We start from the raw sequence: 24,298 nt of genomic DNA on the forward strand, positions 1-24,298 counted from the left end.
GGGAGCAAGCTCCCTCCCACATTTGAACGAGTTTTCCTGAAGAAACCGGTTCGAGTGTGAGAGGGAGCTTGCTCCCGATGGCGGCCTGGCAGACAACACCGACTCCTGCTCATACAATGCCCGCTGCCTTGTAGGAGACTTCCATGACCACCCGCCCCGCCGCCCCTCGCAAACCCCGCGCCCGCAGCCAGGCCCGGATCGACGCGATCCTCGACGCCGCCCGCACGTTGCTGGCGTCCGAAGGCGTGGCCGGTTTGTCGATCTACAGCGTGGCCGAGCGCGCACAGATTCCGCCGTCGTCGGTGTACCACTTTTTCGCCAGCGTGCCGGCGCTGCTGGAAGCGTTGACCGCCGACGTCCATGCGGCATTCCGCGCCGCAATCCAGGCGCCCATCGCGCATGATTCACTCAAGTATTGGCGCGACCTGTCTTACATCGTCGAACAGCGCATGCTCACCATCTACAGCAACGACGCCGCCGCCCGCCAGTTGATCCTGACCCAGCACGGGCTGACCGAAGTGAATCAGGCCGACCGCCAGCACGATCTGGAGTTGGGTGACTTGATGCTGGCCGTGTTCAACCGGCATTTCGAAGTGCCGACCCTGCCCGCCGATGTGGACGTGTTCGCGCTGGCGCTGGAATTGAGTGATCGCGTGTATGCGCGTTCGGTGCATCAGCATGGGCTGATCACGCCGCGCATGGCTGAGGAAGGCATGCGCGTGTTCGATGCGTATGTGGGGCTTTATCTGCCGGCGTATTTGCCCAAGCGGGGCGTCACTGTCTGATGGATGTGTTGTCTGGCAGGGCCTCATCGGGAGCAAGCTCCCTCCCACATGTGACCGAGTTTTCCTGAAGAAACCGGTTCGAATGTGGGAGGGAGCTTGCTCCCACATGTGATCGAGTTTTCCTGAAGAAACCGGTTCGAATGTGGGAGGGAGCTTGCTCCCGATAGCGCCCTCAAGTGATCACAACTTGGCGATCGACACCTCGGTGGATTTGACGAAGGCAATCACCTCGCTGCCGATCACCAGCTCCAACTCCTTGACCGAACGGGTGGTGATCACCGACGTCACGATCCCGGACGCGGTCTGCACGTCGATTTCCGAGAGCACGTCGCCTTCGACGATTTCCTTGACGGTGCCTTTGAACTGGTTACGCACGTTGATGGCTTTGATAGTCATGTCGTTTTTCCTTCGTGGGACAAGTGAGTTATTGCGCCCACCGCAATTGCGTAGGCAACGGTGAAACAGGTTCGGGTTCCGGCGGGGTGCCGGGCAGCGACAGCACACGGTTGAGCACCTGCGCTTCGAGCGCGGCCAGGCGATGCGAGCCTCGGGCGCGTGGACGCGGCAGGTCGACAATCAGGTCGAGGCCGATTTCGCCGTCTTCGATCAGGATCACCCGGTCGGCAATGGCCACGGCTTCGCTGACGTCGTGGGTTACCAGCAACACGGTGAAACCATGCTTCTGCCAGAGGCTTTCGATCAGTTGCTGCATCTCGATGCGGGTCAACGCATCCAGCGCGCCCAACGGCTCATCGAGCAACAGCAAACGCGGCTGATGAATCAACGCACGCGCCAGGGCCACACGCTGCTTCTGGCCACCGGACAAGGCCGCCGGCCACTCATTCGCACGCTCGGCCAGGCCGACCGCTTCGAGCGCTTCCAGCGCCTTGGGACGCCAGTTGCCCTTGAGGCCGAGGCCGACGTTGTCGATGATCTTTTTCCACGGCAGCAGACGCGCTTCCTGGAACATCAACCGCGTGTCTTCGATCGCCTCGCCAAGCGGCGCGGCGCCGGCCAGCAGCTCACCGCTGCTGGCCTTGTCGAGGCCGGCCAGCAGGCGCAGCAAGGTACTTTTGCCGCAGCCACTGCGGCCGACCACGGCAACGAACTGGCCCGCCGGAATATGCAGGTCGATGCCCTTGAGCACTTCCCGCGCGCCAAAGGCCTTGCGCAATTTGCGCACCGCCAGGGGAATCCCCTTCAGCAGGCGCGGAGGTTGTTGAGCGGTCATGCCGCACCTCCTTTATTCACTTGATAAGCCGGATGCCAGCGCAGCCACACACGCTCCAGGCCGCGCGCCGCGAGGTCGGCCAGCTTGCCGAGAATCGCGTACATGACGATGGCCAGCACCACCACGTCGGTTTGCAGGAATTCACGGGCGTTCATCGCCAGGTAACCGATACCGGAACTGGCCGAGATGGTTTCCGCCACGATCAGCGTCAGCCACATAAAGCCCAGGGCAAAACGCACGCCCACCAGGATCGACGGCAGCGCGCCCGGCAGGATCACCTGGCGGAACAGGCTGAAGCCAGACAAGCCGTAGCTGCGGGCCATTTCCACCAGTGCCGGGTCGACGTTGCGGATGCCGTGGTAGGTGTTGAGGTAGATCGGGAACAGCGTGCCGAGGGCGACCAGGAAAATCTTCGCGGTCTCGTCAATGCCGAACCACAGGATCACCAGCGGGATCAGCGCCAGGTGCGGCACGTTGCGGATCATCTGCACCGAGCTGTCCAGCAGGCGCTCGCCCCACGTCGACAGGCCGGTGATAAAGCCCAGGGCCAGACCGATGCTGCCACCGATCACAAAACCCAGGCCCGCGCGCCAGCCGCTGATGGCCAGGTGCGTCCAGATTTCACCGCTGCGTACCAGGTTGACCCCGGCCTCGATCACCGCGCTCGGCGCCGGCAGAATCCGCGTCGACAACCACCCCGCCGACACCGACAACTGCCACACCGCCAACAGCAACACCGGCAGCACCCAAGGCGCCACGCGATGGCTCAGTTTTTCCACATTCATGGCGCCACCTCAGCTCTGTGACGCCGCTTTGGGAAGGATGTCGTTGGCGACCATCTCGCCGAACGGGCTCACGTAGCCGGCACTTTTCGGCAACTCGGGGCGTTCGATATCCAGGTGCGGGAACAGCAACTCGGCGACGCGATACGATTCTTCCAGGTGTGGATAACCGGAGAAGATAAAGGTGTCGATGCCCAGCGCCGCGTATTCCTTGACCCGCGCCGCGACCGTCGGGCCATCGCCCACCAGCGCGGTGCCGGCCCCGCCGCGCACCAGGCCGACGCCGGCCCACAGGTTGGGGCTGACTTCGAGGTTGTCGCGGCTGCCGCCATGCAAGGCCGCCATGCGCTGCTGGCCGACCGAATCAAAGCGCGCCAGCGAGGCCTGGGCACGGGCGATGGTGTCGTCGTCCAGGTGCGAGATCAGTCTGTCGGCGGCTTTCCAGGCTTCATCGTTGGTTTCGCGCACGATCACATGCAGACGAATGCCGAAGCGCACCGTGCGCCCGAGTTTCGCGGCCTTGGCCCGCACCTCTTCGATCTTTTCCGCGACCGCGGCCGGTGGCTCGCCCCAGGTCAGCACCATGTCCACCTGTTCGGCCGCCAGGTCCTGCGCGGCTTCGGAGGAACCGCCGAAGTACAGCGGCGGACGCGGTTGCTGGATCGGCGGGTAAAGCAGTTTGGCGCCTTTGACGCTGATGTGTTCGCCATCGTAATCCACGGTTTCGCCTTCCAGCACGCGACGCCAGATGCGGGTGAACTCCACCGAGGCCTGGTAGCGCTCCTCGTGGCTGAGGAACAGACCGTCGCCGGCCAATTCTTCCGGGTCACCGCCGGTCACCAGGTTGAACAGCGCACGGCCGCCGGACAGGCGATCGAGGGTCGCGGCCTGACGCGCGGCCACCGTCGGCGAAATGATCCCAGGGCGCAGCGCGACCAGGAACTTCAGACGCTGGGTCACCGGGATCAGCGAAGCGGCCACCAGCCACGAGTCTTCGCAGGAACGCCCGGTGGGGATCAGCACCCCGCCGAAGCCAAGGCGGTCGGCCGCCTGGGCCACTTGCTGCAGATAACCGTGGTCGACGGCGCGAGCGCCTTCGGCGGTGCCAAGGTAATGACCGTCGCCGTGGGTAGGCAGGAACCAGAAAATAGTGAGGCTCATGGAGTTGTCTCCTGAAGAAGGCGGATTACGGTGCGTTGGCCACGGCGGCAGGTGGCGTCCAGATCACGTCCTTGATGCTCAAGGGTTTGGGGATCAATTTGAGTTGGTAGAAGCTGTCGGCAATCTTCTGCTGCGCGGCGACCACCGCCGGGGTCAGGAACAGCGCGCCATAGCCCTGGCGTTTCACCGAGGTCAGGGTGATGTCCGCCGGCAGGCCGAGCAGCGGCGCGACCTGTTCGGTGACTTGCTGCGGGTTGGCCTTGGACCACTCGCCCACCGCGCGCACTTCTTCCACCAGCGCCTTGATCACTTCGGGGTGTTTTTCGGCGTAGGGCCTGGTGGCCAGGTAGAACTGGTGGTTGTCGGCAATCCCGCTGCCGTCACGCAAGGTGCGGGCTTGCAGTTGTTTCTCGGCGGCGGCCTGGTACGGGTCCCAGATGACCCAGGCGTCCACGCTGCCACGCTCGAACGCGGCACGCGCATCGGCGGGCGGCAGGAACACGGTCTGTACGTCGGTGTATTTCAGGCCGGCATCTTCCAGGGCCCGCACCAGCAGGTAGTGAACGTTGGAGCCCTTGTTGAGCACGACTTTCTTGCCCTTGAGCTCGGCCACCGATTTGATCGGCGAGTCCTTCGGCAGCAGGATCGCTTCACTGGTCGGCGCCGGCGGTTCGTAGGCCACGTAGAGCAGATCGGCACCGGCGGCCTGGGCGAATACCGGCGGGGTTTCGCCAGTGACGCCGAAGTCGATCGAGCCGACATTCAGCCCTTCGAGCAATTGCGGGCCGCCCGGGAACTCGGTCCACTGCACCTGCACACCGTCGGCGGCCAGGCGCTTTTCCAGGGTGCCCTTGGCCTTGAGCAGCACCAGGGTGCCGTATTTCTGATAGCCGATCCGCAGGGTTTCGGCAGCGTGGGCTTGAACAATGGCGCCGAAGGACACAGCCGCAGCAAACAGTGCGACCAGACCACGACGCAAGATGACAGTGAGCATGGCGCTCTCTCCAAAAATGCGATTGGGGGGGTTGGCTGCACCTGCTTGGCCGTTGGCGGCTGAGTAAGGTGAGTACTTCGTGAATCGGTAAGGCTTAAATGCTCCAGCGAGCACTCAACAAACGTTCATTCAACACATGCGGGTCCAGCGGTTTCGGGCGACGGGCCATGGCGGCGTAGAAGGTTTCCAGGGCCTCGCTCAAGCGCTGTTCGAGGACCGGCACCAGTTGCGCCTGGGCACTGCCTTCGCCGTAAGCGATCTGGCTGTCTTCGGCAAAGATCCCGTGGAGCAATTCCTGGGCTTTGAGCGCCGACAGCACCGGCTTCAATGCGTAGTCCACCGCCAGCATGTGGGCGATGCTGCCGCCGGTGGCGATGGGCAATACCACCTTGTGGGCCAGGGCGCGTTCGGGCAGCAGGTCGAGCACGGTTTTCAGCGCGCCCGAGAACGAGGCCTTGTACACCGGCGTGGCGATCACCAGGCCGTCGGCATTCGCCACTTGTTGCAACAAGTCGATGACTTTGGGGCTGTCGAAGCGCGCATGCAGCAAGTCTTCGGCCGGGAAGTCCCGTATCTGATAACTCACCACTTCCACGCCCTGCTGTTGCAGCCACTGACGGGTTTTATCCAGCAAGACCCCGGAGCGGGAACGCTGGCTGGGACTGCCTCCAAGTGTTACGACCAGCATGTAGGAAATTCCTTTAGCAAGTGTCGGCGGTTCGCTGTGTGGCGATGGCGCCAAGATGGAACAGACCATATCAGCAGATTTATATATCTATAAATCTTATTTTTTCATTTGTTTATTCCTTAAAAGAATAAACCATTCATCAATCGCCAGGCGAAAAAAAGGCCGTCGAAACGGCCTCAAAACCCCTGCCATGTGAGTACACAGCGTCTATCTGTAGGAGCGAGCCTGCTCGCGAAAACCGTCAACGATGACGCAGGCTTTCTGGATGTCCGCAGTAACCGCGCATGCTTCGCGAGCAAGCTCGCTCCTACAGGTAATTCAGCGATTGGGTTGCGGTGTCAGCCGCAGATACGGCTTCACCGCCCGATAGCCTTTGGGAAAGCGTTTCTTGATTTCTTCCTCATCCTTGAGCGACGGCACGATCACCACCTCATCGCCGTCCTGCCAGTTGGCGGGCGTGGCGACTTTGTAGTTGTCGGTCAGTTGCAACGAGTCGATAACCCGCAGGATTTCGTGGAAGTTGCGCCCGGTGCTGGCCGGGTAGGTGATCGTCAGGCGGATCTTCTTGTGCGGGTCGATCACGAACAAGGAACGCACGGTGAGGGTGTCACTGGCGTTCGGGTGGATCAGGTCGTAGAGGTCCGAGACCTTGCGGTTGGCATCGGCCAGGATCGGGAAGTTGACGAGCGTGTTCTGGGTTTCGTTGATGTCTTCGATCCACTTGAGGTGCGAGTCCACCGGGTCTACCGACAGGGCGATGGCCTTGACGCCACGCTTGGCGAATTCGTCCTTGAGTTTGGCGGTGAAGCCCAGCTCGGTGGTGCATACCGGCGTGAAGTCCGCCGGGTGGGAAAACAGCACACCCCAGCTGTCGCCCAGCCACTCGTGGAAACGAATCTTGCCGGCGCTGGAATCCTGTTCGAAGTCGGGGGCGATATCGCCCAGTCTTAGGCTCATGGTGTGGCTCCTGATGAGTGCTTATGGAGCCCACTGTGCATGGATTACGGATTATTTAAAAAGAATAAATATCGATTTATCTAGACGATATAGGAATATTAAAAATGTGTTCACTGGACCTTGGAGCAGGCGAGAGTCAACATTCGTTTCAAGGTTCGAGAAGGCCTTGAGACGCTGTAAAAAAGAGGGGGTCAGGAAGGGCTTGCGGGGGTTGAGCCCGACTTGATTGAACGTGAGAAAAACCTCGCGGTAACGCGAGGTTTTCCTTATCCAGCCTTACAAGAAGCTGTAGGAGTAGCTGAAGATCAGGCGTGTCTGATCCTGGTCCTGGATACCAGTGCCGCTGCCACGGTACGCACCGTGCCGCAGAGTGGTGCCAAAACCTTTGAGCGCGCCGGCCTGAATGGTGTAGTCGATACGCATATCGCGTTCCCACTCGGACTGATCACTGCCACCGCCCACGGCTTTGATGTTGTCGCCGTGCAAGTAGGCAATCGAGGTTCGCAGACCTGGAACACCCAGTGCAGCGAAGTCGTAAGAGTACTGACCGAAGGTGGTGTTTTCACCCGCGCGGACGAAGGAGTTGATCATGCTGTCGGTGAACAGGTAGAAGCTCGACCCGCCGGCACCTTCGTTACGACCATTACCATCCACAACGCTACCCTGGTTCAGCCAGACGAAACCACCGTCATCGTTGACACGCTGGTGACCGAGCATAACGGCGCTGCCACCCAGGGTGTAGGTGAACATGGCGCTCCAGGTCTTGTTATCAACTTCGCCGGCGTTCTTCGCGTAACCACCGTTGTTGTTGAAGCGATAGCCGGCCTGACCGTTCTTGCCATCAGAACTGCTGTCGAAGTAGCGCAGGTCGGTCTTGAAGGACTGACCTTCGCTGATCGGGTATACGTGCAACAGGCCCAGGAAGTGCTGCTTATAGTAGTCTTCGAGGTTTGCGTAGTAGTACTGCAGGGTCAAGTCTTTGGTGACCTTCCAATCAGCGCCACCAAAACGGAACTTATTGCTTTCCTCGGTACCGCCGTTGACGGCCAGGCCGGTGCTGTTGCTTGAAGCACGACCAGTGGCATGTTCGAGTTGACCGGCGTTGAAGGTCACATTGTCGATTTCTTTGGAAGTGACAGTGCCGCCTTCAAAGGTTTGCGGCAACAAACGGCCGTCGCTGGCGATCAGGATTGGAAGGTTCGGCGACAGCGCACCACCCAGGTGTGCTTCAGTCTTGGAGAAGCGGGCCTTGGCGTTAGCACTCGCACTGCTCCAGTTGCTTACGGCAGACCCATCGGAGTCACTTGGAACGAAGGAGTTGTTGTTTGGGTGATGGCCCCGACCACCATCCAGGTGAATACCTACCAATGCCTGGGCGTCGATACCAAAACCAACGACACCTTGAGTGAAGCCGGACTTGTAATCGAACTTCAGGCCGGTGGCTGTTTCGCGTTGATCAGCACCGCCATCACGCTGATCGTTATCGAAATACAAGGTACGCGAGCTGACACTGGCCTTACTGTCTTCAATGAAACCGGCTGCTGCAGCTTGCTGGGCGATTGCCGCCAACGCTATAGCCAACGCCAATGTGGACTTCTTCATGTACCGCTCCTCTCATTTCTAATTTTTGTATTTCTTTGGTCCTGGGTCTAACGCCCGAGATCCACAGATGCGCGATTAGCGCCAGATAGTGACTACCAAGTCAATCGTAACCTTGTGTGTCTACTACCTTCGTCTAATCGCAGTTTGTTTGGTCCCTGCAGGGTAATGAATTTTTCATACACCCAAAAAGAATTATTTCATTCTTTTTCATACGCTTTTGGAATAAGCCTCTGCATGAAACAAGACGCGTCAGCATAGACGAACCTTTGCATAAGCTAATTTCTAAAAGGCATTTCTTGATCGCTTTTTAGATCTTTTTAGCTGAACGCACCGTCATATACGTCACCCAGGATCAAAAAGGCGACGTCATCATGGCCAAACGCCCATCTTCCCGTCAATTTGTTACAGTTTTTGTATCGCTAATATTTCATGCCGGCGTGAGAGCCGCCGATCGAGCCGTCTGGCAGCGAAAGCTTCGCGCAATTTATCCCTCTACGCCTTGATCGTATCGGCTCAAAATCAAGAATCCTTAAACTTTAGTAGGGGGCACGGGGGGCACGATGACGCACCCCGGGGGGTTGATCGACCACGTCATCGCTACGCCCTTCGCCCGTGGGACGTACCGATTTTCGAAGTGACAAGCTGGTTTGGCGCCGAACGCATCACCTCGGGTTAACGCAACGACCGAGGCCTGCATCGCAGGCAAACCAGCTCAGAGGCTGGGAGGGCGGGGTATTACAGGGCCTTCTCGAAAATCTTCGAGTTACGCTGATAGTTGTACAGCGATGCCCGCGCCGAAGGCAGGCGATCCACGCTGCTGGGCACAAAGCCGCGCTCGCGGAACCAGTGCGCCGTGCGCGTGGTGAGCACGAACAGGGTCTTCAACCCCTGCGCCCGGGCGCGCGCCTCGATGCGCTCCAGTAGCTCATCGCCGCGTCTGCCGTGGCGATACTCCGGGTTGACCGCCAGGCACGCCAGCTCCCCCGCGTCCGAATCGGCGATCTGATACAGCGCCGCGCAGGCGATGATCATGCCTTCGCGTTCGACCACGCTGAACTGCTCGATCTCACGCTCCAGCACTTCCCGCGAACGGCGTACCAGGATGCCCTGCTCTTCCAGCGGGCTGATCAGGTCGAGCAAGCCGCCGACGTCTTCGATCGCCGCCTCGCGCACCAGCTCGAATTGTTCCTGGGCCACCAGCGTACCGCCGCCATCACGGGTGAACAGTTCGGTGAGCAGCGCACCGTCTTCGACATAGCTGACGATATGGCTGCGGCCTACCCCGCCCCGGCAAGCTTCGGCAGCCGCATCGAGCAATTCAGCCTGGTAGTTGCTGCCCAGGCGTTGCAGGTGCGCCGGCACTTGTTGCGGGCGCAGTTCACGCACCAGGCGGCCATTTTCATCGATCAGGCCAGGATCGGCACCGAACAGCAGCAACTTATCGGCGGCCAGGTCGATGGCGGCGCGGGTGGCGACGTCTTCGCAGGCCAGGTTGAAGATCTCGCCGGTGGGCGAATACCCCAGGGGCGACAGCAGCACGATGGAGCGCTCGTCCAGCAGGCGATTGATGCCTTTGCGGTCGACCCGACGCACTTCGCCGGTGTGGTGGAAGTCCACGCCTTCGAGCACGCCGATCGGGCGTGCCGTCACCAGGTTGCCGCCGGCCACGCGCAAGCGCGAGCCCTGCATCGGCGACGAGGCCATGTCCATCGACAGGCGCGCTTCAATGGCGATGCGCAGATGGCCGACCGCATCGATCACACACTCCAGCGTGGCGGCATCGGTGATGCGCAGGCCGTTGTGGTAAACCGGGTTGAGCCCGCGCGCTTCGAGGCGCGCTTCAATCTGTGGGCGCGAACCGTGGACCAGCACCAGTCGCACTCCCAGGCTGTGGAGCAGCACCAGGTCGTGGACGATATTGCCGAAGTTCGGATGATCCACACCGTCGCCGGGCAGCATGACCACAAAGGTGCAGTCGCGGTGGGCGTTGATGTAGGGCGAAGCGTGACGAAGCCAATTGACGTAGTCGGGCATGGAACCTGGGCCTGTAATAAAAAGCAGCCGAAAAAGGATGAGTCGTGAAAACGCACAGCAGGCTGATGGTTATCGTCGGAACAGGCTTGGCAACACGCTCGCTCTCCTTATGTACGCATGGGCAGGGATTAATTTATGCAGGTGTCAGGCAGTAATGTTCGATCAGTTCCCGCAATAGACGCACTGTAGGCGTCAAGCGTGACATTTCGAGGTACTCGCCCGGCTGGTGGGCGCAGGCAATATCGCCAGGGCCAAGCACCAGGGTTTCACAACCAAGGCGCTGAAGATAAGGCGCTTCGGTGCCGAACGCTACTGCTTCGGCGCGATGACCGGTCAATCGTTCGGCGACCCGCACCAGCTCTGCGTCTTCGGCCTGCTCGAACGGCGGCACTTCGGCGAACAGCGGCGCATAGTCGATCTTCACCTTATGGCGCTCGGCCACTGATTCGAGTTTCTGCCGGATCGCCGCGCGCAGCACCTGCGGGTCCATGCCGGGCAAGGGCCGCAGGTCGAACTCCAGGGAACACTGGCCGCAGATGCGGTTGGGGTTATCGCCGCCGTGGATGCAACCGAAATTCAGGGTCGGTTGCGGCACGCTGAACTGCGGGTTGTGGTACTCGCGCTGCCAGGCCAGGCGCAGGCCGCGCAGTTCGCCGATGGCGTCGTGCATGGCTTCCAGCGCGCTGTGGCCCAGGCGCGGGTCCGACGAATGACCGCTGCGGCCGAGGATGTCGATGCGCTCCATCATCACACCTTTGTGCAGGCGGATCGGCTTGAGGCCCGTCGGCTCGCCGATCACCGCCGCACGCCCCAGCGGACGCCCGGCCGCCGCCAATGCACGGGCGCCGGACATCGAGCTTTCTTCATCGCAGGTGGCAAGGATCAGCAACGGCTGCTTGAACGGTTGGTCGAGCAACGGCAACACCGCTTCGATGGCCAGCGCGAAAAAACCCTTCATGTCGCAGCTGCCCAATCCTACCCAGCGACCGTCGACTTCCGTCAGCTTGAGCGGGTCGGTCTTCCACAGCGCGGCGTCATACGGCACGGTATCGCTATGACCGGCCAACACCAGGCCGCCGGGGCCCGTGCCGAAACTGGCGAGCAGGTTGAACTTGCCGGGGCTGACGGGCTGGATGTCGATGGCGAAGCCCAGATCGCCCAGCCAGCCGGCGAGCAGGTCGATCACCGGGCGGTTGCTCTGGTCGAGAGACGCTTGGGTGCAACTGACCGACGGTGTGGCAATCAAGGCGGCGAATTGCTCTTTCATGGACGGTAACGGCATGCGCGGTCTCCCTACTTCCCGGATGAACCTCACTATAGAGGCATCTGCACGACACAATAAACCGTTGCGGCGCGTTGCCGGGCTCAGTCCTGTACACTGCACGACCTTGGCAGCCACTCTTTTTCCCGGCTGCGCTCCCGATCCTGGATTTTCCGGCCATGCAGAAAGAAACCGAAATCAAGCTCCGCGTCAGCCGCGAAACACTCGCCGCGCTGCGTGAGCACCCGCTACTGAAAAAACGCAACAAAAGTGGCTGGGAACGCCGTGAGTTGATGAACCAGTACTTCGACACCCCCGAGCGCGACCTGGCCAAGGCCAAAGTCGCCCTGCGTTTGCGCAAGGACGGTGACGACATTATCCAGACCCTCAAGACCCGCGGCCAAAGCGTCGCCGGCTTGTCGGAACGTAACGAATACAACTGGGAATTGCCCAAAGCCAAGCTCGACGTGAAGAAACTCGACGGCGAATGCTGGCCCGAGGAACTCGCCGAGCTGGACAAAAAGACCCTCAAGCCGATCTTCACCACCGACTTCGTGCGCGAACGCGCCGAAATCGCCTGGGGCCGGGGCAAAGCCAAAGTGGTGATCGAAGCCGCACTGGACCTGGGCCATGTAGTGGCCGGCAAGCAGAAAGAAGAAATCTGCGAACTGGAACTGGAACTGCGCGAAGGCGAACCGGCCGCCCTGCTGGAACTGGCCGCCGAACTGGCCTCCACCCTGGCACTGATGCCATGCGACATCAGCAAGGCCGAACGCGGCTATCGCCTGTATGACGCCAGCAGCTACTCCCTGAGCCTGCCGGCGCCGCAACTGCACGCCGAAATGCCACTGGACGACGCCTTCGCCGCGATCATGTGGCACCTGCTGGGCAGCAGCCAGCGCCTGGCCGAGCAATACCGTTTCAATGGCCACTGGCGCCTGTTGCAGGACTGGGTCGACAACCTCGGCGAACTGCGCGCCCTGCTCGGCAGCCTCGGCCAGGCCGCGCCGCGTCAATCCACCAGCGAACTGCGCAGCGCACTCGATGCCCTGCTGGAAGACTGGCGCCCGCTGGTCCAGGCCGGTGACGACGATGAAGACATTCGCAAAGCCGCGCCGGAGCAATTCGCCGAAGAATTGACCGACGTGCGCTGGGGCCTGTTCTCACTGAACACCTCCCGCTGGTTGCTGAACCGCACCTGGACCGCCGACCGCAACGTGCGCGGTAACCGTCAGGGCGCTGCGCAAATCACCAACTGGTTGCCACGCCTGCTGGCCGAAGACGCCGTCGCCCTGCAACTGCCGCGCTATCAGCAGCAACCGGAAGACCTCGCCGAGCAACTGCCGCGCATCGAGCGCATCCAGGCCTGGCTGCACCATGCACGCCAGGTGGTGGACATTGCGGAACTCGACCGCCTGTACGGCGAGCTGAACAAGCTGGCGCAACTGGCCAACCAGCCGATCACCGATGAATCGCTGGATGCGCGCATGCATCAGGCGATCGCGGTGTATCAGAACCGTGCCTGGAAGACCCTGCTGCGTCTGTAACCCCGCTTTCGAAAGCAACCCCCTCCCACATTTGCAATGCATTCCAAATGTGGGAGGGGGCTTGCCCCCGATGAGGCCAGCCCTGTCAGCCCAATACTGGCAAGCTAGTGGTGGACTTGATCTCCGACAACGCCACGATCGAATTGACCTCCTGAATCCCCGGCACCATCGACAACTTCTCGAAGAAAAACCGCTCGTAAGCCTCGATGTCCGACGTGACAATGCGCAGCAGAAAATCCACCGCCCCCATCAACACATAACACTCCAACACTTCCGGAAAACCGCGGATCGCCTCGGTGAACTCGGTGAAGTTGGAACGCCCGTGGGCATTGAGTTTGACCTCGGCAAAAATCTGCGTATTGAGGCCGATCTTCTTGCGGTCCAGCAGCGTGACCTGGCCGCGGATCACGCCCTCGTCCTTCAGCCGTTGGATACGCCGCCAACATGGCGATTGAGACAGGCCGACCTGCTCGGCGATCTGCGCGCTGGAGAGCGAGGCGTCCTCCTGCAGCAGGGCCAGGATACGGCGATCGTAGACGTCCAGCTCGCTGCGCATAGAAATACCTTTAATACGGGTTGTCTTGAATTGATTTGTGCATCTATCGACGAATCAGGCTCATCTTAGATAAGAAATCTCCTTTCGCGAATGTAAGAATTTCTCCAATCGAATCTGGAGAGTCCGCATGCACGCCGTCGAAACCACCTGCCCTGTCACCCGCGTCGACGCGTGGGCCGTCGACAGTGCCCATTGCCAGGCCCATTACCAGATCGTCGCCGAGGCCGAACCCGATGTGCTGTGCCGGGTGCTCAACTATTTCGCGCTGCAGTTCCTGACGCCGCGCCAGGTCAGTGTGAATCGCCAGGACGATGTGCTGACCGTGGATATCGTGATGGATGGCGTGAGCTGGCACCGTGCCCAGGTGATCGGTGAAAAGATTCGAAACCTGATCAGCGTGTGCTCGCTGGAGATGTGGTCGGCTGATTCCGTGCGGCCTCAGGCGCTGGCGGCCGGCGCCCAGTAAAAGCCTGCAATACACGCGCAAGGCAGCGGGTCAGGGGCTGACTAGCCTGGGAATACACCCGGCGCCCCAGGAAAACCTCAATGCCTGTTGATCAGCGATTGGAATTGCCCCCGTTGTTACCGGCCCTGGTCGAGCAGGGCGTGATCACCCTCGATGTGGCCCGGCGCTTGTCGACGCTGCCGGCCAACCACACTCAGCATCCCCTGGAATGCATCGCGGCCCTGGGGCCTTGCCTGGAAACCCTGACGCAATGGCTGGCGCGGCACAGCGGGCAGCCTTACCTGCGTATCGACCCGCTGAAGATCGATGTGGCGACGGTGGTGCCACTGATGTCCCACGCCTTCGCCCAGCGCCACGGCATTCTTGCGGTGGCCGTGGATGCACAGAGCGTCACGGTCGCCAGTGCCGAGCCTTACGTCACTGCCTGGGAAGCCGGGCTGGCGCAGGTGCTCAAGCGTTCGATCAAACGCGTGGTCGCCAACCCACAGGCCATCCAGCGCTGCATCGGCGAGTTTTATCGCCTGGCGAAGTCCGTCAGCGGCGCCGATCAAACAACGCCCGCGCCAGCACATTTCGAGTTGCTCAACCTCGGCGCCGGCGACCAGGCGCCGGACGCCAACGACGCGCATATCGTCAATATCGTCGACTGGCTGTTGCAGTACGCGTTCGGCCAGCGGGCCAGCGATATCCATATCGAGCCATGTCGCGAGCAGGGCCGCGTGCGTTTTCGCATCGACGGGCTGCTGCATGACGTCTACCAGTTTCCGCCCCAGGTCACGATGGCGGTGGTCAGCCGCCTGAAAAGCCTGGGCCGGATGAACGTGGCAGAAAAACGCAAACCGCAGGACGGGCGGGTCAAGACCAAAAGCCCGGCGGGCGCGGAAGTGGAATTGCGCCTTTCAACCTTGCCCACGGCGTTCGGCGAGAAACTGGTGATGCGGATTTTCGACCCCCAGGTACTGCTCAAGGACTTCGACCAGCTTGGCCTGTCGGCCCAGGACCAGCAGCGCTGGCACAGCCTGACCCGCCAGAGCCACGGCATCATCCTGGTCACCGGCCCTACCGGCTCCGGCAAGACCAGCACCCTCTACACCACCCTCAAGCGCCTGGCGAGCCGCGAGGTCAACCTGTGTACGGTGGAAGACCCGATCGAGATGGTCGAGCCGGCATTCAACCAGATGCAGGTGCAGCACAATATCGACCTGAGCTTCGCCAGCGGCATCCGCGCACTGCTGCGCCAGGACCCGGACATCATCATGATCGGCGAGATCCGCGACCAGGAAACCGCCGAGATGGCGATCCAGGCCGCGCTGACCGGGCATCTGGTGCTGTCGACCCTGCACACCAACGATGCGCCGAGTGCGATCAGCCGATTGCAGGAACTGGGCATTGCTTATTATTTGATCAAGGCCACACTACTGGGAGTGATGGCGCAGCGCCTGGTGCGACTCTTGTGCCCACGCTGCAAACGCACAACCGGCGGCAACGACACTGAAGCCATCGGGTGCGCGGAGTGTCGTGACAGCGGTTATCGCGGGCGCGCCGGGGTCTACGAAATCATGGTGCTGGACGACGCGCTCAAGTCGCTGATCACCCCCGGCACCGACGTGCAGGCCTTGCGCCGGGCGGCGCTCCAGCAAGGGATGTGCAGCCTGCGAATGGCCGGCATGCACAAGGTCGAAGCCGGGTTGACCAGCCTGGCGGAAATCTTGCGCGCCACGCCTGGGGATTCAGAAACAAATCCGTTGGCTGTCGGGCGGTGAAACCCTTCTTATCGCAGACAACCCCGTTACAATCGGCCGAACGTCGTTTCACTGACATCTTCAGATAGGGAATCGCTATGCAGATCGGAACCGTACTGCTTCTTTTCGTGGGATTGGCCATCGCCATCCTGTTCATGGGCTTCAAAGTGGTGCCTCAGGGCTATCAGTGGACGGTCGAGCGCTTCGGCCGCTACACCAACACGCTCAAGCCCGGCCTCAACATCATCATCCCGGTCATGGACCGCATCGGTCGCAAGATCAACGTGATGGAAAGCGTGCTGGATATCCCGCCCCAGGAAGTGATCACCGCCGACAACGCCACCGTGCAGATCGACGCCGTGTGCTTCTTCCAGGTGGTCAACACCGCCCAGGCCGCCTATGAGGTGAACAACCTCGAACACGCCATCCGCAACCTGTTGCAGACCAATATCCGTACCGTACTCGGTTCCATGGAACTGGATGCGATGCTCAGCCAACGTGACGGCATCAACGAAAAACTGCTGCGCACCGTCGACGAAGCCACGGCGCCGTGGGGCATCAAGATCACCCGGATCGAGATCAAGGACATCAGCCCACCCGCCGACCTGATGGCCGCCATGTCGGGCCAGATGAAAGCCGAGCGGATCAAGCGCGCACAGATCCTCGAAGCCGAGGGCCTGCGGGCATCGGCGATCCTGACCGCCGAAGGCAAGAAGCAGGCGCAGATCCTCGAAGCCGAAGGCGGACGCCAAGCCGCGTTCCTGGAGTCCGAAGCCCGCGAACGTCAAGCCGAGGCAGAGGCCCGCGCCACCCAGGTAGTGTCCGAAGCGATCGCCACCGGTAACGTGCAGGCCATCAACTACTTCGTCGCCCAGAAATACATCGACGCGCTGGGCAAACTGGCTTCGGCCAACAACAGCAAGGTGATCCTCATGCCGCTGGAAGCCAGCCAGGTGATCGGCGCTGTCGGCGGTATCGGCGAAATCGTCAAAGCGACTTTCGACAACAAGAAAGGCTGAGGCCATCGCCATGTGGGATTTCCTGCAGCATCTTTCGTTTTGGGATTGGCTGGCACTGGGCACGGTGCTGCTGATTCTTGAAGTGTTCGGCGCCGGCGGCTACCTGTTGTGGATGGGGATCGCCGCGGCCGCCGTGGGCGTGATCAAGTTTCTGGTACCGCCGCTCGGGCTGGAATGGCAACTGCTGCTGTTCGCCGTGTTGTCGATATTGACGGCGGTGTACTGGTGGAAACGCCAGCGCAGCAGCGCCAAGGCCAGCGACCAACCGGGGCTCAACGAGCGCGGTTCAGAGTTGATCGGTCACACGTTTGTCGTGCATCAGGCAATTGTGGATGGTCGCGGCAAGATAAAAGTCGGTGATGGCGTGTGGATCGTAACCGGCCCGGACACCCCCGTAGGCGCTCATGTATGCGTGGTTGCACAGGAGGGGACGGTTTTGCAGGTTGAAACTGTTTAGTCAGTGATGGAACTCGATTGGGCTAACTAGAATCATAGAGTACAGATAACCCACCCGGAGTCACCCGCCATGCGTCTCAAATATGCTGTCGCCACCCTCGCTGTGCTTTCCCTACCTGTCGGCTCAGCCATGGCCGATAGCTTCTGGCGTAATGTCATCTCGTCGGGCGCCACGACCGGCTCGACGTACCTGACCTTCAAGGACCACAAGCTGGTGGTTGCCGCCCAAGACGACGCAGGCAGCTTCGTTGCCAGCGACGGCGGCATCCGCGGCCCGTACCTGGAAGCCGCCATGCAGAAAGTCCGCGCCGATAACCCTGGCCTCCAGGCCACGGACATGGAATTGGCCAACGCCATCCTCGCGAAAAACGCTGTTACCGAGTAATCCTCGCCCCATAAAGAATGCCGCTTCCCAGCGGCATTTTTTTTGATCATTTCCTACAGTCATCGCCCCCGGGCACTACGCAGATAGTCTATTTTTTCCAGCCGCGGGCAGAGAAGTCCTGTCGAGCCCTCAAGAGCCAGGCAACAAGCTAAGGATTCCTTTTCCATCGAGCGAATCCCTTCCATGCAAAAACTCGCCTACGCGCTGCTGTTCTCTGTGCTCTTTACCCCCCATGCCCATGCAGAAAACGGGTACGGGTCGTTGAAGCTCAACCACGCCCGTCAGAACCTCTCCAGCGCCCTGCTGACCAGCCCACGCGTCACCGAGCGGGTGGAGGCGCCCGACAGCAGCAAGTCAATCGTCGCCTCTTTCGCCATGGGTTATGCGTTTGCCGATGGCTGGCGCCTGGAAGGGGAATACACCATGCCGAAGCATTCGACCTTCAAATCCTACTGGGCGCCCTTCAATGCCAACGTCAACAGCCAACAGGTCCACAGCCAGCGCTTGATGCTCAATGGCTACAAGGACATCCCACTCAATGATTGGCTGTCGTTTTACGGTATGGCCGGCGTGGGGGTGGCGCGGATCGACGCCGAGGGCTACCAGACCAACGAGACCCGGCGCTTTGCCAGCCATCGCCAGCACAATTTCGCCTACAGCGTCGGCATGGGGCTGGAGGCCAAGGTCAGCGAACAACTCACCCTCGGCGCAGGTTACCGTTACACCGCCATGGGCGATGTGGAAACCGGCTACAACACCTTCGCCAACCGCGTGAACGCACGGGATGAGCAGCTCAAAGGCAAGCTCAAAGAGCAGAATATGTTTCTGGAAGCGCGCGTGTCCTTCTGACTCGCAGCAGAAAATGCCGCGCTCGACGCGGCATTTTTCACCGTTTGGGTGACGTTTCGTTCACAGAAGACAGGCTATATTCAGTCACGCCGTGCAACCATGCCGGTACTGATATGCCTTCTCTCATCGTCTATCTGAAACGGATGCCTTCGTCGTCATGAGCCAACAGCCCTTTCTGCCATTTTCCAAACCTACCATTGATGAAGCCACCATCTCGGCGGTCGGTGATGTACTGCGTTCAGGCTGGATCACCAGCGGGCCGAAAGTGCAGGCGTTCGAAGCGCAACTGTCGGAATACTTTGGCGGGCGACCGGTACGCACCTTCAACTCGGGCACCTGCACCATGGAGATCGCCTTGCGCATCGCCGGTATCGGGCCTGGCGATGAAGTCATCACCACGCCGATCTCCTGGGTTGCCACGGCCAACGTGATTCTGGAAGTCGGCGCTACGCCGGTGTTTGCCGATATCGACCCGGTAACCCGCAATATCGACCTGGCCCAGGTCGAAGCGGCCATCACCCCGCGCACCAAGGCGATCATCCCGGTATACCTGGCCGGCTTGCCGCTGGATATGCCGATGCTTTACGCGCTGGCCAACAAGTACAACCTGCGTATCGTTGAAGATGCCGCCCAGGCCCTGGGTTCGAGCTGGGACGGTGAGCGGATCGGCGCCACCGGCGACTTCGTGTCGTTCAGCTTCCAGGCAAACAAGAACATCACCTCTTCCGAGGGCGGCTGCCTGGTGCTGAACAACGCCGACGAAGCACGCCTGGCAGAGAAGTACCGCTTGCAGGGCGTGACCCGCACCGGCTTCGACGGCCTCGACGTGGATGTGCTGGGCGGCAAGTTCAACATGACCGACATCGCCGCCGCCATCGGCCTGGGGCAATTTGCCCATATCCAGGAGATCACCGCCCATCGCCAGAACCTGGCGCAGCACTACTTCAAGTGCTTCGGCAGTGATTTTGAAGAGCAATACGGTGCGCAACTGCCACCGGCGGATTTCGAAAACAGCAACTGGCACCTGTTCCAACTGGTCCTGCCGGAGCGCCAGGACGGGCTGCCGGCCCGCGCCACATTCATGGAGCAGATGCAGGCCCACGGCGTCGGCATTGGCTATCACTACCCGCCGATCCACCTGTTGAGCCTGTATCGGGCACGCGGGTTCAAGGAAGGCATGTTCCCTGTAGCGGAGCGTGTTGGGCGTTTGATCGTGTCGTTGCCGATGTTCACAGCAATGACAGAGGCAGATGTGGAACGCTCGGTAGCGGCGGTGAAGGCCGTGCTGAAGCGCTGAAAGGCTGTTGCAGGAGCCGGATGACCGGCTCCTGCAGCGGGATCACTCGCCGATGGCGGCTTTGTAGCCGGCGGCATCGAGCAGTTTTTCCAGGTCGGCCGGGGTGCTGGGCTTGAGCTTGAAGATCCAGGCGCCGTAAGGGTCGCTGTTCAACAACTCAGGGCTGCCGCTCAGTTCCTCGTTAACAGCAATCACTTCGCCAGCAACTGGCGAGTAGATGTCCGAAGCCGCTTTAACCGACTCCACGACACCCGCCGCGTCCCCCGCCGCAAACGCTTTGCCGATTTCGGCCAGCTCAACAAACACCACATCACCCAAGGCTTCCTGGGCATGGTCGGAGATGCCGACGGTCACAGTGCCGTCAGCTTCCAAACGGGCCCATTCGTGACTTTCGGCATAACGCAGGCCGGCAGGGATATCGCTCATAGTCTATGTCCTCAAGAAGAAATGTCAGCGGCCACTGGCCTGCCGGAATAGTTAGATCAAGGTTTTACCATGGCGCACGAAGGTCGGTTTGACCACTCGAACCGGATACCACTTGCCGCGGATCTCCACTTCGGCCCGATCGGCAGTCGCCGTCGGTACACGCGCCAAAGCAATGGATTTACTCAGCGTAGGAGAGAAACTACCACTGGTGATCTCCCCTTCGCCAACATTGGCGATACGAACCACCTGGTGAGCGCGTAAAACCCCACGTTCTTCCAGTACCAAACCGACCAATTTGGTCTGCACCCCGGCCGCCAGTTCGGCTTCCAGCGCGGCGCGGCCGATGAAACGGCGCGCGGCCGGTTCCCAGGCAATGCTCCAGGCCATGTTGGCCGCCAGGGGCGAAACGTCCTGGTGGATATCCTGGCCATACAAGTTCATGCCGGCTTCCAGGCGCAGGGTGTCGCGGGCGCCGAGGCCGATGGGGGAAATCCCCGCGCCCACCAGGTCGTTGAAAAAACCCGGGGCCTGATCGGCCGGCAGGACAATTTCCAGGCCGTCTTCGCCGGTGTAGCCGGTGCGGGCGATGAACCAGTCGCCATCGGCCTGGCCTTCGAAGGGCTTGAGCTGGTGGATCAGGGTGCCACGCGACTGGGTCACCAGTTCGGCGATTTTCTGCCGGGCGTGGGGGCCCTGGATAGCGAGCATGGCCAGTTCGGAGCGCTCGTGCAGTTGCACCGGGTAAGAGCCCAACTGCGCCTGCATCCAGGCCATGTCCTGGTCACGGGTGGCGGCGTTGACCACCAGCCGATAACCGGCTTCGGTACGGTAGACGATCATGTCGTCCACCACCCCGCCGTGCTCGTTGAGCATGGCGCTGTACAACGCACGGCCGCAGCCGTGCAAACGGTCGACGTCATTGGCCAGCAGGTACTGGAGCCATTCCTTGGCCTGGGGGCCGGTGACATCGATCACGGTCATATGAGATACATCGAACACCCCGCAGTCGCGTCGCACCTGATGGTGTTCTTCAACTTGCGAGCCATAGTGCAGAGGCATATCCCAACCGCCAAAATCGACCATTTTCGCGCCGAGGGCGAGATGCAGGTCATACAAAGGCGTGCGCTGTCCCATGGGTTTCTCCTTCCGGGCTTGGCGAAGGTACGCAAGGCTGCAGGATGGGCTTAACCCCTTGAATCAAAGGGCCTGCAGCCACATCCGACGAGCCGGTCCGAAACACGGAGCGTACCGAATGCCGCGCATTGTAGCCTCAAGCCGTAGGACTGGCACCTAACCGATTTGCCGAGCGGAACGTCGTATCAGCCCGACCACCGGCAACAGGCCCACCAGCACCAAGGTCAAGGCCGGCAATGACGCCCGCGCCCACTCCCCTTCACTGGTCATCTCAAAGATCCGCACCGCCAGGGTGTCCCAGCCAAACGGGCGCATCAGCAGGGTCGCCGGCATTTCCTTGAGCACATCGACGAACACCAGCAACGCTGCGCTCAGGGTGCCCGGCAGCAACAGCGGAAGATACACTTTGCAAAACAGTCGTGGACCGCTCACCCCAAGACTGCGCGCCGCTTCGGGCAACGATGGACGGATACGCGCCAGGCTGTTTTCCAGCGGCCCGTAAGCCACCGCCAGGAAACGCACCAGATACGCCAGCACCAATGCCGCCAAGCTGCCCAGCAACAAAGGCTTGCCCGCGCCACCGAGCCAGCCCGACAACGGCACCACCAGCTCACGGTCCAGGTAGCTGAACGCCAACATGATCGACACCGCCAGTACCGAGCCCGGCAACGCATACCCGACGCTGGCCAGGCTGATGCCGGAACGAATTGCCCGGGTCGGCGCCAGGCGGTTGGCGAAGGCCAGTATCAGGGCCACGCTGACCGTGACCAGCGCCGCGATACCGCCCAGGTACAGGGTGTGGACGATCAGGCCGGTATAGCGCTCGTCCAGATCGAAGCGGCCGCGCTGCCAGAACCAGGCGAGCAGTTGCAGCATCGGAATGACAAAGGCACAGGCAAACACCAGGCCGCACCAACCACTGGCCGCCGCCGCCTTCCAGCCGCGCAGGTGATACAGCGCCTTGCCGCGCGGCCGCTCATTGCTCGGCCGACTGGCACCGCGGGCACGACGCTCGCCGTAGAGCACCAGCATCACCACCAGCAGCAACAGGCTGGCCAGCTGGGCCGCGCTGGACAGGCTGAAAAATCCGTACCAGGTCTTGTAGATCGCGGTGGTGAAGGTATCGAAGTTGAACACCGAGACCGCACCGAAATCCGCCAGGGTCTCCATCAGCGCCAGGGCCACGCCGGCGCCAATCGCCGGCCGCGCCATGGGCAGGGCCACGCGCCAGAAGGCTTGCCAGGGCGATTGCCCCAGCACGCGCGCCGCTTCCATCAAGCCCTTGCCCTGGGCCAGGAACGCCGTGCGCGCCAGCAGGTAGACGTAGGGATAGAACACCAGCACCAGCACAATGACCACCCCACCGGTGGAACGCACGCGGGGCAGGCGCACGCCGCTGCCGAACGCGTCACGCAGCAGGGTTTGCACCGGCCCCGAGAAGTCCAGCAGGCCGACAAACACAAACGCCAGCACATACGCCGGGATCGCGAACGGCAGCATCAGCGCCCAGTCGAGCCAGCGCCGCCCGGGAAATTCGCAGAGGCTGGTCAGCCATGCCAGGCTCACACCCAGCAAGGTCACGCCGACGCCGACGCCGAGCACCAGGGTCAAGGTATTGCCCAGCAGGCGCGGCATCTGGGTTTCCCACAGATGGGACCAGATCTGCGCGTCGATGCTTTGCCAGGACAGCAACAGCACGCTCAGCGGCAGCAACACCAGGGCGGCGACGCTGAAGACCGGCAGGTACCAGCGGCGTTGGGCGGGGTGGGCCAAGAGCAAATTCCCTGGGAATGGATGATCTACAGACAGACACAAAACAGTGTGGGAGGGGGATTACTCCCTCCCACAGACACATTCAGTTCCAGCCGGCCCGATCCATCAGGCGAATCGCCTCGGCCTGGCGCTTGCCCGCCACTTCCACCGGCAAGGTGTCCGCCACGAACTTGCCCCAACTGGCCACTTCAGCCGACGGCGCCACCGTCGGGTTGGCCGGGAACTCCTGGTTTATGTCGGCAAAAATCTTCTGCGCCTCAGGCGTGGTCATCCACTCCACCAGCGCCTTGGCTGCTTCCGGGTGCGGCGCGTATTTGGTCAGGCCGATGCCGGACAGGTTCACATGCACGCCACGGTCGCCCTGGTTCGGCCAGAACAGCTTCACCGCCAGATTCGGCTTCTGCTTGTGCAGGCGGCCGTAGTAGTAAGTGTTGACGATGCCCACGTCGCACTGCCCGGCGTTGATCGCTTCGAGCACGGCGATGTCGTCGGAGAACACATCGGTGGACAGGTTATTGACCCAGCCCTTGACGATTTCTTCGGTCTTGGCCGCGCCATGGGTTTCGATCAGGGTGGCGGTCAGCGACTGGTTGTAGACCTTTTTTGCCGTGCGCAGGCACAGGCGGCCTTCCCATTGTTTGTCGGCCAGGGCTTCGTAGGTGGTCAGCTCGCCTGGCTTCACCCGGTCGGTGGAATAGGCGAGGGTCCGCGCACGCAGGCTCAAACCGGTCCAGGCGTGGGTGGACGAGCGGTATTGCAGCGGAATATTGGCGTCGATCAGCTTGGAGGTGAACGGTTGCAGGATGCCCATCTGCTCGGCCTGCCAGAGGTTGCCGGCGTCGACGGTGAGCAGCAGGTCGGCGGTGGCGTTCTCGCCCTCGGCCTTGATGCGCTGCATCAGCGGGGCTTCCTTGTCGGTGATGAACTTCACCTGCACCCCGGTTTTCTGGGTGTAGGCGTCGAACACCGGCTTGATCAGTTCGTCGATGCGCGAGGAGTAGACCACGACTTCGTCGGCCGCCTGCACGGTGGTGCTGCCGATGAGGGTGAGTGCCAGGGCAGTCAGGAGGCGCTTGGGTGCCGACATGGGTGCGGTCTCTCGTGAACAAAAGAGTACAAATGATAAGGACTCACATTTAGCATCTCAATCACT

The 24,298-nt window shown here is 61.3% G+C and carries 24 protein-coding genes; 9 read left to right on the forward strand and 15 right to left on the reverse strand.

The features are described 5' to 3' along the window. Positions 1–143: 143 nt before the first annotated feature. The gene (locus tag MOQ67_RS30165; protein ID WP_046381715.1) at positions 144–785 is read left to right on the forward strand and encodes a TetR/AcrR family transcriptional regulator; all 642 of its coding nucleotides are present in this window, start codon (positions 144–146) and stop codon (positions 783–785) included. Between the two features lie 180 nt (positions 786–965). Here MOQ67_RS30165 and MOQ67_RS30170 read toward each other — a convergent pair whose 3' ends face one another. From MOQ67_RS30170 to argE, 10 genes are all read right to left on the reverse strand, one after another. Further along, a complete protein-coding gene (locus MOQ67_RS30170; RefSeq protein WP_017845085.1) occupies positions 966–1,181 on the reverse strand; it encodes a TOBE domain-containing protein in 216 nt (71 codons plus the stop codon). Positions 1,182–1,209: 28 nt separating this feature from the next. Next, positions 1,210–2,016, reverse strand: a complete 807-nt coding sequence (gene ssuB / locus MOQ67_RS30175; protein ID WP_104904277.1) for an aliphatic sulfonates ABC transporter ATP-binding protein — start codon at positions 2,014–2,016, stop codon at positions 1,210–1,212. Then, positions 2,013–2,801, reverse strand: coding sequence for an aliphatic sulfonate ABC transporter permease SsuC (ssuC, locus tag MOQ67_RS30180; RefSeq protein WP_046381713.1), 789 nt, complete (start codon positions 2,799–2,801; stop codon positions 2,013–2,015). The genes ssuB and ssuC overlap by 4 nt, the downstream gene beginning before the upstream one ends. Before the next feature lie 9 nt (positions 2,802–2,810). Next, positions 2,811–3,959 carry an FMNH2-dependent alkanesulfonate monooxygenase gene (ssuD, locus tag MOQ67_RS30185; RefSeq protein ID WP_448675770.1) on the reverse strand — a complete coding sequence of 383 codons (1,149 nt, stop codon included), beginning with the start codon at positions 3,957–3,959 and terminating at the stop codon, positions 2,811–2,813. A gap of 25 nt (positions 3,960–3,984) precedes the next feature. After that, positions 3,985–4,953 (reverse strand): sulfonate ABC transporter substrate-binding protein, encoded by a 969-nt coding sequence (locus tag MOQ67_RS30190; protein WP_104904276.1) that lies wholly within the window; start codon positions 4,951–4,953, stop codon positions 3,985–3,987. 94 nt (positions 4,954–5,047) lie between these two features. Beyond that, a complete protein-coding gene (ssuE, locus tag MOQ67_RS30195; protein ID WP_017845090.1) occupies positions 5,048–5,641 on the reverse strand; it encodes an NADPH-dependent FMN reductase in 594 nt (197 codons plus the stop codon). Positions 5,642–5,959: 318 nt separating this feature from the next. Beyond that, the gene (locus MOQ67_RS30200) at positions 5,960–6,598 is read right to left on the reverse strand and encodes a peroxiredoxin (protein WP_169881737.1); all 639 of its coding nucleotides are present in this window, start codon (positions 6,596–6,598) and stop codon (positions 5,960–5,962) included. Positions 6,599–6,874: 276 nt separating this feature from the next. After that, entirely contained in the window at positions 6,875–8,200 is a 1,326-nt protein-coding gene (locus MOQ67_RS30205; RefSeq protein ID WP_169884141.1) for an OprD family porin, read from the reverse strand. 735 nt (positions 8,201–8,935) lie between these two features. Continuing rightward, positions 8,936–10,234: an amino-acid N-acetyltransferase gene (gene argA / locus MOQ67_RS30210; RefSeq protein ID WP_448675771.1), complete on the reverse strand. Its 1,299-nt coding sequence runs from the start codon at positions 10,232–10,234 to the stop codon at positions 8,936–8,938. A gap of 133 nt (positions 10,235–10,367) precedes the next feature. Continuing rightward, positions 10,368–11,516 carry an acetylornithine deacetylase gene (gene argE / locus MOQ67_RS30215; protein WP_448675772.1) on the reverse strand — a complete coding sequence of 383 codons (1,149 nt, stop codon included), beginning with the start codon at positions 11,514–11,516 and terminating at the stop codon, positions 10,368–10,370. A gap of 158 nt (positions 11,517–11,674) precedes the next feature. Here argE and MOQ67_RS30220 point away from each other — a divergent pair, with 158 nt between their 5' ends. Next, positions 11,675–13,042, forward strand: a complete 1,368-nt coding sequence (locus MOQ67_RS30220; protein WP_448675773.1) for a CYTH domain-containing protein — start codon at positions 11,675–11,677, stop codon at positions 13,040–13,042. An 85-nt stretch (positions 13,043–13,127) separates the two neighbouring features. Here MOQ67_RS30220 and MOQ67_RS30225 read toward each other — a convergent pair whose 3' ends face one another. Further along, positions 13,128–13,598: an Lrp/AsnC family transcriptional regulator gene (locus MOQ67_RS30225; protein ID WP_017845096.1), complete on the reverse strand. Its 471-nt coding sequence runs from the start codon at positions 13,596–13,598 to the stop codon at positions 13,128–13,130. A 127-nt stretch (positions 13,599–13,725) separates the two neighbouring features. On the opposite strand from MOQ67_RS30225, the gene MOQ67_RS30230 reads away from it, so the two are divergent. The 7 genes from MOQ67_RS30230 (at position 13,726) to MOQ67_RS30260 (ending at position 19,812) form a co-directional block, all read left to right on the forward strand. Next, positions 13,726–14,064 carry a hypothetical protein gene (locus MOQ67_RS30230; protein WP_017845097.1) on the forward strand — a complete coding sequence of 113 codons (339 nt, stop codon included), beginning with the start codon at positions 13,726–13,728 and terminating at the stop codon, positions 14,062–14,064. A gap of 80 nt (positions 14,065–14,144) precedes the next feature. Further along, complete coding sequence (locus tag MOQ67_RS30235; protein WP_126587647.1) at positions 14,145–15,827, forward strand: GspE/PulE family protein; 1,683 nt, start codon at positions 14,145–14,147, stop codon at positions 15,825–15,827. Positions 15,828–15,904: 77 nt separating this feature from the next. Further along, positions 15,905–16,825, forward strand: coding sequence for an SPFH domain-containing protein (locus MOQ67_RS30240; protein ID WP_046381704.1), 921 nt, complete (start codon positions 15,905–15,907; stop codon positions 16,823–16,825). A 10-nt stretch (positions 16,826–16,835) separates the two neighbouring features. Continuing rightward, complete coding sequence (locus MOQ67_RS30245) at positions 16,836–17,282, forward strand: NfeD family protein (RefSeq protein ID WP_017845100.1); 447 nt, start codon at positions 16,836–16,838, stop codon at positions 17,280–17,282. Positions 17,283–17,351: 69 nt separating this feature from the next. After that, positions 17,352–17,666, forward strand: coding sequence for a DUF2388 domain-containing protein (locus MOQ67_RS30250; protein WP_003176799.1), 315 nt, complete (start codon positions 17,352–17,354; stop codon positions 17,664–17,666). 183 nt (positions 17,667–17,849) lie between these two features. Continuing rightward, on the forward strand, positions 17,850–18,515 hold the full coding sequence (locus tag MOQ67_RS30255; RefSeq protein WP_126587645.1) for an outer membrane protein: 666 nt from the start codon (positions 17,850–17,852) through the stop codon (positions 18,513–18,515). 157 nt (positions 18,516–18,672) lie between these two features. Next, positions 18,673–19,812 (forward strand): DegT/DnrJ/EryC1/StrS family aminotransferase, encoded by a 1,140-nt coding sequence (locus MOQ67_RS30260; protein ID WP_126587643.1) that lies wholly within the window; start codon positions 18,673–18,675, stop codon positions 19,810–19,812. A gap of 42 nt (positions 19,813–19,854) precedes the next feature. Here the strand turns inward: MOQ67_RS30260 and gcvH are convergent, their stop codons facing one another. From gcvH to MOQ67_RS30280, 4 genes are all read right to left on the reverse strand, one after another. Further along, positions 19,855–20,238, reverse strand: a complete 384-nt coding sequence (gene gcvH, locus MOQ67_RS30265; RefSeq protein WP_102618642.1) for a glycine cleavage system protein GcvH — start codon at positions 20,236–20,238, stop codon at positions 19,855–19,857. Positions 20,239–20,289: 51 nt separating this feature from the next. Beyond that, positions 20,290–21,372, reverse strand: a complete 1,083-nt coding sequence (gene gcvT / locus MOQ67_RS30270) for a glycine cleavage system aminomethyltransferase GcvT (RefSeq protein WP_079444901.1) — start codon at positions 21,370–21,372, stop codon at positions 20,290–20,292. Positions 21,373–21,528: 156 nt separating this feature from the next. Next, positions 21,529–23,145, reverse strand: coding sequence for an ABC transporter permease (locus tag MOQ67_RS30275; RefSeq protein ID WP_017845105.1), 1,617 nt, complete (start codon positions 23,143–23,145; stop codon positions 21,529–21,531). A gap of 82 nt (positions 23,146–23,227) precedes the next feature. Continuing rightward, on the reverse strand, positions 23,228–24,232 hold the full coding sequence (locus MOQ67_RS30280; RefSeq protein ID WP_126587639.1) for an extracellular solute-binding protein: 1,005 nt from the start codon (positions 24,230–24,232) through the stop codon (positions 23,228–23,230). Positions 24,233–24,298: the final 66 nt, after the last annotated feature.

It is taken from the genome of Pseudomonas sp. LY-1, assembly GCF_053502595.1.